At 64.1% G+C, this 10154-nt stretch carries 8 protein-coding genes and 1 pseudogene; 6 read left to right on the top strand and 3 right to left on the bottom strand.

Annotated elements, in window-relative coordinates:
- Positions 1-560: 560 nt before the first annotated feature.
- Together boxB and AC1DYD_RS40365 are read right to left on the bottom strand one after the other, a co-directional pair.
- Complete coding sequence (boxB, locus tag AC1DYD_RS40370) at positions 561-2054, bottom strand: benzoyl-CoA 2,3-epoxidase subunit BoxB (protein ID WP_478178330.1); 1494 nt, start codon at positions 2052-2054, stop codon at positions 561-563.
- 650 nt (positions 2055-2704) lie between these two features.
- Positions 2705-3187 carry a MarR family winged helix-turn-helix transcriptional regulator gene (locus AC1DYD_RS40365; RefSeq protein WP_478178329.1) on the bottom strand — a complete coding sequence of 161 codons (483 nt, stop codon included), beginning with the start codon at positions 3185-3187 and terminating at the stop codon, positions 2705-2707.
- 250 nt (positions 3188-3437) lie between these two features.
- Here AC1DYD_RS40365 and AC1DYD_RS40360 point away from each other — a divergent pair, with 250 nt between their 5' ends.
- The 3 genes from AC1DYD_RS40360 (at position 3438) to AC1DYD_RS40350 (ending at position 6537) form a co-directional block, all read left to right on the top strand.
- Positions 3438-5321: a tannase/feruloyl esterase family alpha/beta hydrolase gene (locus AC1DYD_RS40360; RefSeq protein WP_478178328.1), complete on the top strand. Its 1884-nt coding sequence runs from the start codon at positions 3438-3440 to the stop codon at positions 5319-5321.
- Positions 5322-5446: 125 nt separating this feature from the next.
- Positions 5447-5857 carry a DoxX family protein gene (locus AC1DYD_RS40355; RefSeq protein WP_478178327.1) on the top strand — a complete coding sequence of 137 codons (411 nt, stop codon included), beginning with the start codon at positions 5447-5449 and terminating at the stop codon, positions 5855-5857.
- Between the two features lie 224 nt (positions 5858-6081).
- Positions 6082-6537 carry a transposase gene (locus AC1DYD_RS40350; RefSeq protein WP_478178326.1) on the top strand — a complete coding sequence of 152 codons (456 nt, stop codon included), beginning with the start codon at positions 6082-6084 and terminating at the stop codon, positions 6535-6537.
- A 284-nt stretch (positions 6538-6821) separates the two neighbouring features.
- Here the strand turns inward: AC1DYD_RS40350 and AC1DYD_RS40345 are convergent, their stop codons facing one another.
- Entirely contained in the window at positions 6822-7757 is a 936-nt protein-coding gene (locus tag AC1DYD_RS40345; protein WP_478178325.1) for a LysR family transcriptional regulator, read from the bottom strand.
- 110 nt (positions 7758-7867) lie between these two features.
- Here AC1DYD_RS40345 and AC1DYD_RS40340 point away from each other — a divergent pair, with 110 nt between their 5' ends.
- The 3 genes and pseudogenes from AC1DYD_RS40340 to AC1DYD_RS40330 all read left to right on the top strand — a co-directional run.
- Complete coding sequence (locus tag AC1DYD_RS40340) at positions 7868-8830, top strand: Bug family tripartite tricarboxylate transporter substrate binding protein (protein ID WP_478178324.1); 963 nt, start codon at positions 7868-7870, stop codon at positions 8828-8830.
- Between the two features lies 1 nt (position 8831).
- On the top strand, positions 8832-9881 hold the full coding sequence (locus tag AC1DYD_RS40335) for a 4-hydroxythreonine-4-phosphate dehydrogenase PdxA (protein ID WP_478178323.1): 1050 nt from the start codon (positions 8832-8834) through the stop codon (positions 9879-9881).
- Between the two features lie 25 nt (positions 9882-9906).
- A pseudogene (locus AC1DYD_RS40330) lies at positions 9907-10154 on the top strand (L-rhamnonate dehydratase); the annotation flags it as partial.

Below are 10154 nucleotides of genomic sequence, written 5' to 3'. Positions count from 1 at the left end.
AACGGTGGTCGACCGGTCTTTGCCCGCGGCGCATGCGGCTCGACGATTTGAACCAGTGCGCCCCAGGGCACCACCCGATCCATCTCGTCGAGAAACTCGCGCTTGCGCGTCTTCTTGGTGGACAGGTTCAGGCCCAAGCCGAGCTGATTAGGGGGCGTCACGCGTTTGGAAATCATGGGCTCAGATCATGCAAGGGATGGGCCTGTTTTGCAGACCATCCCTAGCACCAGGTGCTTCGCGCGCTACCTGAACACCAGCACAATGAGCTGGTTCACCGCGGACTCCACGAACGCACTGGCGATGTCTTAGGCCGAACCCCGCGCCGCCGGTGTCAATCACCGCTTCGATGCATTGCGGACACTCGTCGCCGCGCCTCGAGTGAACGGCCCTTGCGGGCTCCGGAGCGTGAGTCGAACGGCAAGAAGAAAGGCGAAGGCAACGTCAAATGCGGCAACAAATATTTGGCCTGGGCCTTCATCGAGGCGGCGCACTTCGCCGTGCGCTACGACGCGACGATCGATCGACGATCAGCGTCGCGGGCGCCCGGTGACTCGCAGTGGTCAGTCAATCTTGACGTACTCGAACTCCACCGGCTGCTGATTGATGCCCATCCGCGGCGGGGCGATCCAGCTCGCGTACTGACCGGGCACGAGACAGGGTTTCATCAGCGAGTTGATGAAGGCCATGTCATCCGCGTTCGGCAGCCATTCGTCCTTCAACGCAGCCCAACTTTCGGCACCCACGATTTCACCCGCGGGGCTGATGGCGTGGCCGGCGAATTCACCGATTTTGCGATTGAATCCCTTGTGCGGCTGGGAGAAGCGGAAGTTGATGCCGGCCTTCTCGATGATCTTGTTCCAGCGGTCGATGCCGCCCTGACAGTCGGCAATGTAGTCGTCGAGCAAACGGCAATTGATGGCGCGCAGGGCCGGCACTTGCTCTTCGATGAGCGTGCCATCGACCACGCGGGTGACGGTGTAGGTCTCGTGCTCCAGCTTGTGGTCGTCGCCAGCGAGCTTGGCCTCGTTGAACCGGCCCTTCAGGCCCGAGCTGAAGGCCTCGGCGCCGTTGCTGGAGATCTCGCTGCCGAAGAGGTCTCGAGTCACGGACATGTGGAAGTTGGCCTTGCGCTGCAGCAACGGCAGGTCCACCACGCCGAGCTTGCGGATCGCCGCGGTGTCGTACGGGTCGGTGATGCCGGCCTTGACCATCGCAGCGCACGTGGCCTCGACCGTGCGGCCCACACCGGTCTCGCCCACGAACAAATGGTGCGCTTCCTCGGTCAGCATGAAGCGGCACGAGCGCGACAGGGGGTCGAACCCGCTTTCGGCCAAGGCGGCGAGCTGCATCTTGCCGTCTCGGTCAGTGAAGTAGGTGAACATGAAGAAGCTCAGCCAGTCTGGCGTGCGCTCGTTGAAGGCGCCAAGAATGCGCGGATTGTCCTGCTGGCCGCTGCGGCGCTCCAGCAGGGCCTGAGCTTCCTCGCGGCCGTCCTTGCCGAAGTGCTTGACCAGCAGGTAGACCATGGCCCAGAGGTGGCGCCCCTCTTCCACGTTCACCTGGAAAAGGTTGCGCATGTCGTACAGGCTGGGCGCCATGCGCCCCAGGTAGCGCTGCTGCTCTACCGAGGCGGGCTCCGTGTCGCCCTGAACGACGATCAGCCGGCGCAGCAGCGAGCGGTACTCGCCAGGCACCTCCTGCCACACCGGCTCACCCTTGTGACGGCCGCAGGGGATGGTGCGGCCTTCGACCTTGGGCGCCAACAGAATGCCCCACCGGTAGTCGGGCATCTTCACGTAGCCGAACTTGGCCCAACCGGCGGGGTCTACTCCGACGGCTGTGCGCAGGTAGACCTCGGCGTTTTGGAAGCCGTCCGGGCCCATATCTTTCCACCAATCCAAATAGGCCGGGTGCCAGCTCTCCAACGCACGCAGCAACTGCCGGTCGGACGAGAGGTCGACGTTGTTCGGGATGGCGTCGTTGTAGCTGATTTCGACAAAGCGGTCGCTTTGGACCGATTCGCGGGCTTCGATCAAGGTGTCGTCTTGGCTCATAGGATCTCCTCGGTGGATGGGCATCCGGCATGAACATAGGCACTTTATTGCTTAAACTCATCGGATACGATGCAGTATGGTGCATCATCCGAGTCGAAAGTTTGCGGCACATCAAGAAGACTTCACACTGCTCGAGGCCCCTCGCGTTGCTGCCGCGAGTGATGGCGTCGGCCGCGGTCGCAGCCCGCCCAAATTGGAAGAGCAGACACGCAAGCTCGTCGAGGCCGAGCGTGCTGGCGATGGTCAGCCGCATGGCGTGCGGGACGAGTTCGACGTGCAGCATTGGCTGACTGCTCGGGCCGCTCCCACGCGTCTATCGCAGACCCAGTCGTAGGTTCAGCGCTCCAGCAGAGGCTGGACGAGCTTCAAGCGCTCAGTGAAGGAAGGAAATTGCACGACGCGAGCCGGGCGCTGCTCACGGGTACATTGGCCGCGGTGCGCAAGCCTCAGGGGACACGCAAGTCCTCCTCTGGCGTCGGCAAAGCCTAGTACGGGTTTAAGGGCGACTTCTATACAAGCGATGCGCGGCGGAGTGGCGCCACAAATGGTCGACTGGGCTTGTGCTTGGACGTTCTTGTTGAGGAGCGCCAATTCCGGGAGCGGATGAAAAAATGGTGACTCGTTCGCCGCGCTGTCCCCCATTCCGGTGCTCAGCGCTTGCGGGCGCGCGCCACTTTGTGCAGCAACTCCACCAGCATGTGCCGCTCGCCTTCGCTCAAGTGCTTGAGAAGGTCGCGATCGGCCAGCAACAGCCGGTCCGTCGCCGTGGCAACGAGTTCGGCGCCTTCGCGCGTGACGCCCACGTTCTGAGTGCGGCGGTCGGTCTCGTTGCGCTCGCGGTTCAGCAGACCGCGCTGCTCAAGACGATCCAGCCAGATGGTGACGCCCGGGGCCGTGATCCCCAGCGCTTTCGCCAGCTTCGTCGCCGTCACAGGTGCGTTTTCGCGAACCAGCTGCAGGATCGTGAATTCGACCGGCCGCAGCCGCAGCGGCTTGCCCACGACGCTCACAAAAGCCGCGGTCGTAAGGATTGCAGCCTGCGCGAGCTGGTACCCGAGCAGCCGGTGAATACCCCCTTCGTCAAGGCCGCCCAGGGGCGTGAGTTCATCGACTGTGCGTTCTTCGCGAATCATGGCGCCATTCTCGCCGGGCGATACCGGCGCCGGTCTGCTCAGGATCAAGTAACAAACTAAGTTTGCTAAATGATCGCGTGCTCCGTAGGGAAAGTACCGAGAGTTCGAGTCAATTACTTAATTATATTAAGTAACTAGATGGAATGCCTTGGAGGCTGGCAGTTCGCCTCTCTCCATCTCGGCCCCCGGCAGCACTTTGGATCCAGCGCACCGCATTGCCGGGACACAGAACATTGACTGGAGCAATCCAATGACCCTTCACCCGCGCGCCGTCGCCCGACCGAAGCCATTCCTCGCCCGGGCCGCCATCACCGCAGCTTGTGCTGCGGCCCTGCTGTCCGCTTGCGGCGGAGGTGGCGGTGGCGGTGGCGGTGGCGGTGGCAGTGCCACTGCCACCCTCCCGCAGCTCGCAGCAGCGCAGCCCGGCACGCTCGCGAACTGCACATTGCTGACCGGATTCACCTTCGCCAATACGACCATCACGTCCGCGAGCCTGATGGCAGCGGACGCGGTGACGTCCACCGCCGACGGCGTGACTCTGAAGTTGCCGGCCCACTGCGTCGTCGTCGGCAAGATGAACTCACGCACCGGCATCGACGGCAAGAGCTACGCGATCAACTTCGAGATGCGGCTGCCCACCAGTTGGAGCGGCCGCTTCTTCCATCAGGTCAATGGCGGCAACGACGGCTTCATCACGACCGACACTACGCGCGCCTTCGGCCGCAAGCTCGGCGGCAGCCCGACCAGCAACGGCTTGATCGAGGGTTTCGCGGTCCTGACCTCCGACGCCGGCCATGCACCGAACAGCGCGTCGTACCCGAACGATCCGGCCACCGGCCTGGGCATCTCTGGCCAGGTTTTCGGGCTCGACCCGCAAGCGCGCAAGGACTATGGCTATGCCGCCGTGGGTTCGCTCACGCCGATGGCCAAGAGCCTGATCGCCGCCGCTTACGGCCGTGGACCTGACCGTTCTTACATGGTCGGTGCTTCCAACGGCGGTCGCCATGCCATGGTCGCTGCCGCGCGCTTTGCGGCCGACTACGATGGCATCTTGGCAGGCTCGCCGGGCTTCAACCTGCCCAAGTCCCGCATCGCGGAGGAGTGGAGCAACCAGATCCTGATGGCCGCCGCGACGTCGATCGATCCGGTGACCAACCGGCCGGCGATCTGGAGCGCGCTATCGCTCGCCGACATGACTTACGCGAGCAATCGTGTGCTGGCCAAATGCGATGCGCTGGACGGTGCGGTCGATGGCATGGTGCAGGACGTGCAGGGATGCCAGAGCGCATTCTCGCTGGCCAACGACGTCGCCACCTGCGCTGCCGGCCAAGCGCCTGACGGCACCTGCTTGAGCGCGGTGCAAAAAACGGCATTGGCCAAGATGTTCGCCGGTCCCAAGAACTCGGCCGGCAAAGCGCTCTACTCCGATTGGCCCTGGACCAACGGCATCTATGGTGCCAACTGGCGCGGCTACATGACGGGCGTCACTAGCGGTACGGGCGCCGGCACGAACAAGTACGGCAATAACGTGGGCTTCGTGTCGGCGGCGGCGTTCATCTTCAGCACGCCGCCCGCCGACCCGACCGTGATGACCGGCCTGGGCCCCACGATGATCGACTGGACGTTGAACTACGACTTCGACAAGGCCGAAGCGTTGATCAACGGAACGACTCCGGTGTTCACCGAATCGTCGATGTCGTTCATGACGCCGCCCGACCCTACCAACCTGAGCAAGCTGCGCGATCGCGGCGCCAAATTGATCGTGTTCCATGGCACGGCCGATCCGGTGTTCTCCTACAACGACACGATCGCCTGGTACAAGGGCCTGGCGGCCGCCAACAATGGCGACGCCAGCAACTTCGCGCGGGTGTTCGACGTCGCGGGCATGACCCACACGGCTGGCGGGCCGTCGACCGATCAGTTCGACTTCTTGACGGCTCTGGTCGCGTGGGTGGAGAAAGGCCAGGCGCCCGACAGCGTGATCGGCACGACGCGTACCGCGGCGCAGAATCCGGACATGACCGGCTCAGGCATCCCGCCCGGACGTACTCGCCCGTTGTGCCCATACCCGAAGTTCCCGAAATACAAGGGCACCGGAAGTCTCGACGACGCAGCGAATTTCTCCTGTCAATAGGGCCGAATTGCGCTCGGGTGGGGGCGACGCATTGAGATCGCCGAGACGCTTCGCCGGGGCCTTCACAGCGCATCTATCCCAAGTTCTTCTGTTTACCCAGGCATCGATCGACACCGGATCAAATCATGATCAAGACTTCCACCGCTCCCCTTGCCGCTCTGCTCTTGCGCGTGAGCCTGGGCATCATGTTTCTGGCCCACGTAAGCCTCAAGATTTTCGTCTTCGGCGTCCCCGGGTTTGTCGGCTACTTCGGCTCACTCGGGCTGCCAGCCGCCCTTGCCTATGCCGTTATCGTGCTGGAACTGTTGGGCGGAATCGCGCTGATTCTCGGGGTCTACGCGCCCCGGATTGCTCTTCCCTTGGCGGTGGAGTTGCTCGGCACGATTGCGTTTGTGCACGGTGCGAACGGCTGGCTCTTCAGCGGCAAGGGCGGCGGCTGGGAGTTCCCAGCGTTCTGGGTCGTGGGCTTGATTGTCTTGTTCCTCCTTGGCGACGGCATGATGGCCTTGAAGCCCGTCAAGCGTGAGGACATCTGAGTTGGGACCAGTAGCCCTCGCAGACACCCTCGATCCGGTGCGACGCGAAGGACACTTCTTCGACGTAGACGACCGGCGTCGGTGACTCCGGTAGTTGGAGAGCATCCAGAAGCTGCGGGTGTGCGGTGCAGCAAAGCAGTCCTTGGCGACGCAAACCAGGGGCGCCTTCTGGGCAACAGTCCTGCAGTTGAAGATTTGCTGCAGTGCAGGCCCCCAAGAATTGGATGCTCTCCAGCACGGCGCGCAGTTGCAGGATCTCCTGCCAAGATGCCCCGGTTTCCATCGCCGAAGCTTACTTTGCTGCACTGCACACCCCCAAGAAATGGATGGACTCCAAGCATGTCGACCACGAGCGGTTCGTGCGGGCGCTGTGCGAGATCGAACCCGTGGTCGCCGAGGTTCGCAGCCTTGCGCGTGAGTTCCTCGGACTCATGCACCGGCGACGTCCACGGGAATTCGACCGTTGGCTCATGCGTTTGTCCAAGTGCAGCGCGCCTGAGATGCGAAGTTTCGCGGGTAGCTTGCGCAACGACTTGGCTGTCGTGCGGGCGGCCTTCACGCCGCCCTGGAGCAATGGCAAGACGGAGGGCCATGTCAACCGCTTGAAGTACCTCAAGCGCCAGATGTACGCGCGGGCAAGCGTCGAGTTGCTACGGCTGCGAGTTCTGGGCTCGAACTGACGCGTAAAGGCACGCATCGATGTCGCCGCGGCGGCCCATCGATGAAGCCGGCGACTTTGCACGAACCGCCTGCGCTCGCGGATTGGATAGCCGGGACCAAACTGTGCCAGTCCGGATCCGGAGACCCGATCCCTTCGAATATTCCGCACCATGCACATCGCCACATCCGCGTCACACAAAGTGCGGAAGACCCGAAAAAATCCCCCGAAACCGGGACCACTGGTCGGGTAACATTTCTCCGTGAGGCAACACGCGCCTCAAAGCAGTTGACGCCGGGCACTGGCTTACTGCTTCCGGTGCAACAGTTCCAGAAACTGTTCCGCTGGCGTACTGAGCGGCCGGTCGCTGCGCACGATGCTGCCGTAGGTCGCGAGCTTGTGCCGGATCGCGTAGCGCACGATGCTGAGCACGCCGTGCTCGGCGTCCCGCCGCGCGACCGTCGCCGGGATCACGCCGATCATCCGGGACTTGCAAATCAGGTTGATGGTCGTGAGTATCGAACCGGTCTCGACCAGGCCGCGCGGCATCGCCGCGTGGTGCACCTGGAACTCGCGCTCGATCACGTCGCGCATGGGGCTGTGCGCCGGCTGCAGGATCCATGGGTAGTCCAGCAGATCGGCGAAGGCCACGCGTGACTGCCCGGCCAGCGGATGCTCGTTGCCGACAACCACCGCCAAGGACTCGTCCTCAATGGCCTTGAAGGTGCAGATCGCCGCTTCGGGACCCACGGGGCGCCCCACCACGACCTCGAGCACACCCTCGTGCAGCTGGGCGAGCAGCTTGTCGCTGGTGTCCACCGCAATTTCGATGGCCAACAAGGGATGGGTCGCCTTGAGTTCGGTGAGCGCATCGGTCAGCCGGCCGGGCGAGGCGGCCATGATGCTGCCGAGCGAGAACTTGCCAACGCTGCCGAGCTGGAACTCATGCAGTTCGCGATTGAGCGCCTCCATGCTGCCGCGAATCCCCCTGAAGTAACCCATCACGCGCTCGCCCGCGGCGTTGAGCCGCAGACCGCGCCCGGCTCGCTCGAACAGCGGCTGGCCCAGTGCGCTCTCGAGCTCGTGAAGCATCTTGGTGGCGGCCGGCTGCGTCAGGCCAAGTTGATCGGCGGCGGCGCGCAGGGTGCGCCGTTCTTCCACTGCCAGCATCAGCGCAACCTGCCTCATGCGAACGCGGTTGAGCAGTTGGGGGGTCGAATCCTGTTTGTCGATGGAGCCCACGATTGATTACCTCTGGATATTGATCGATCAAGAGTTTTCAGTTTACGCATATCAATCGCATCCCTACGATTGCCGCCAACGATTCCTCGAAACAGTCTGGAGACAAGCAGATGAAGAAGCTCATGGCGGCTGCGGCCGCAGGGGTGCTGGCGCTCGCCACGGGCGCCGTGCAGGCCCAGGATTGGCCCACCCGCCCGATCAGGATCATGGTCGGCTCCGCGGCTGGCGGCGGCACCGACGCGATGGCCCGCGCGGTGGCCGACCGGCTCGGCCCTTTGCTCAAACAGCCGGTGGTGGTCGAGAACCGGCCCGGCGCTTCCAACACCCTGGCAGCCGATGCCACGGCCAAGTCCACCGACGGCCACACCATGGTCATGGGCGTGGTCACGGCGCACGCGATCGCACCGCACCTGCTCAAGCTGAATTACGACAGCAACCGCGATCTGGTGCCGGTCGCCTTCGTCGGCGCGGTGCCCAACGTGCTGGTGGTCAGCAACAGCGTGCCGGCAGACTCGGTTCAGGCGCTGATCAAGCTGGCCCGGCAGGAACCCGGGAAGCTCAACTACGCCACCAGCGGCGCCGGCAGCACCCAGCACATTGCGGCAGAGCTGTTCAAGGATGCGACCGGCGTCGACATCACGCACGTGCCCTACAAGGGCAGCGGCCCTGCGCTGGTCGACCTGATCGGCGGTCAGGTGCAGCTGAGCTTCGACACCCTGCCTTCGGCGATCGGCCAGATCAGGAACGGCAAGGTCCGCGCGCTGGCGGTGACCACCGCCAAGCGCAATGCGCAACTGCCCAACGTGCCGACCCTGGCCGAAGCGGGCGTGCCGCACGTCGAGATGAGCGCCTGGTACGGCATCTACATGCCCGCTGCAACGCCCACGGCGGTGCAGGACAAGGTGCACGCCGCCCTGAACCAGGTGCTCGCGATGCCCGAGACCCGGACCCGCCTCGATGCCATCGGCGCCGAGATCACGCCCATGACCCAGGCGCAGTTCGCGCAGTTCCACGCCGCCGAATACAAGCGCTTCGGCGAGGTCATCAAGAGAAACCACATCCGTCTGGATTGACATGACGAACACAACCTCCCTTCCCGTTGTCGCGCTCACCCTTGGCGACCCTGCCGGCATCGGCGCCGAACTGATCGCCAAGCTGTTGGCCAAGCCTGAAGCCACGGCGTTCGCCAACATCGTGCTGGTCGGCGACCGCTGGCTGTGGGACGAAGGCCAACGCATCGCCGGCATCTCCGTCGTCACCGACGAGGTGCATTCGCTGGCCGAGGTGCGTGGGCGCGCCGGCACGACGCGCCCTGCATTCCTGGCTGCATCCAGCATCGACCCTGCGCTGGTGCAGCGCGGCCAAGCCGCGGCGCCGGGCGGCCGTTCGGTCCTGCAGATGCTCGACCAGTGCATGGACGCGACGCTGGCCGGCGAGGTTGACGCGATCTGCTTCGCACCGCTCAACAAGCACGCCATGAAGATCGGCGGCATGCAGCACGAGGACGAGCTGCACCATTTCGCGGAGCACCTGGGCGTTRCCGGCTACTTCTGCGAGTTCAACACCCTCGGTGAACTCTGGACCTCGCGCATCTCCTCGCACGTGCCGCTGAAGGACGTGGCCAGCTACCTGAGCGTGGAGCGTATCGAGCAAGCAGCCGAACTGATCTACGACTCGCTCTTGGCCAACGGCGTAGCGCAACCCAAGATTGCCGTTGCGGCCTTCAATCCGCACGGCGGCGATGGGGGCCTGTGCGGGCGCGAAGAGGTCGACATCATCATCCCGGCCGTGCAGCGCCTGCAGGCGCGCGACTGGCCGACCGAGTCACCCTTCCACGGCCCCTTCCCGGCGGACACCATCTTCCTGAAGGCGCAGGCGGGCGACTACCAGGCCGTCGTCACCATGTACCACGACCAGGGCCAGATCGCCATCAAGCTGATGGGATTTAGCCGCGGCGTCACGGTGCAGGGCGGGCTGCCGATCCCAATCACCACACCGGCGCACGGCACCGCCTACGACATCGCGGGCCAGGGCAAGGCCAGCGTCGAAGCCATGTGGCAGGCCTTCCGCATCGCGAGCCGCATGGGCGCTGCGCACCGCCTCGCCCACCACACACCCGCTTGAACCCCTCCCCCACCAGAGAGACACCATGAAGATCAAATCCGTCCGCGCCCGCGTTTTCGAATGGAAGGGCAAGACCGTTCCGCCCCAGGGCAACTTCTGCTCCAACGCGATGGACCTGCTCTATTCGCCGGCCGAGACCATGAGCACCTTCCGCTTCCATGCCTGGACGGTGGTCGAGATCGAGACCGACGACGGCATCGTCGGCCTCGGCAACGTGGCGCTGGCGCCGGGCATCGCCAAGGCCATCATCGACCAGTACCTGGCGCCGCTGGT

This window comes from Variovorax sp. P4_B11, from assembly GCF_056402355.1.
The sequence above is the reverse complement of the archived record's forward strand: the minus strand, read 5'-3'. Positions and strand labels throughout refer to the sequence as shown.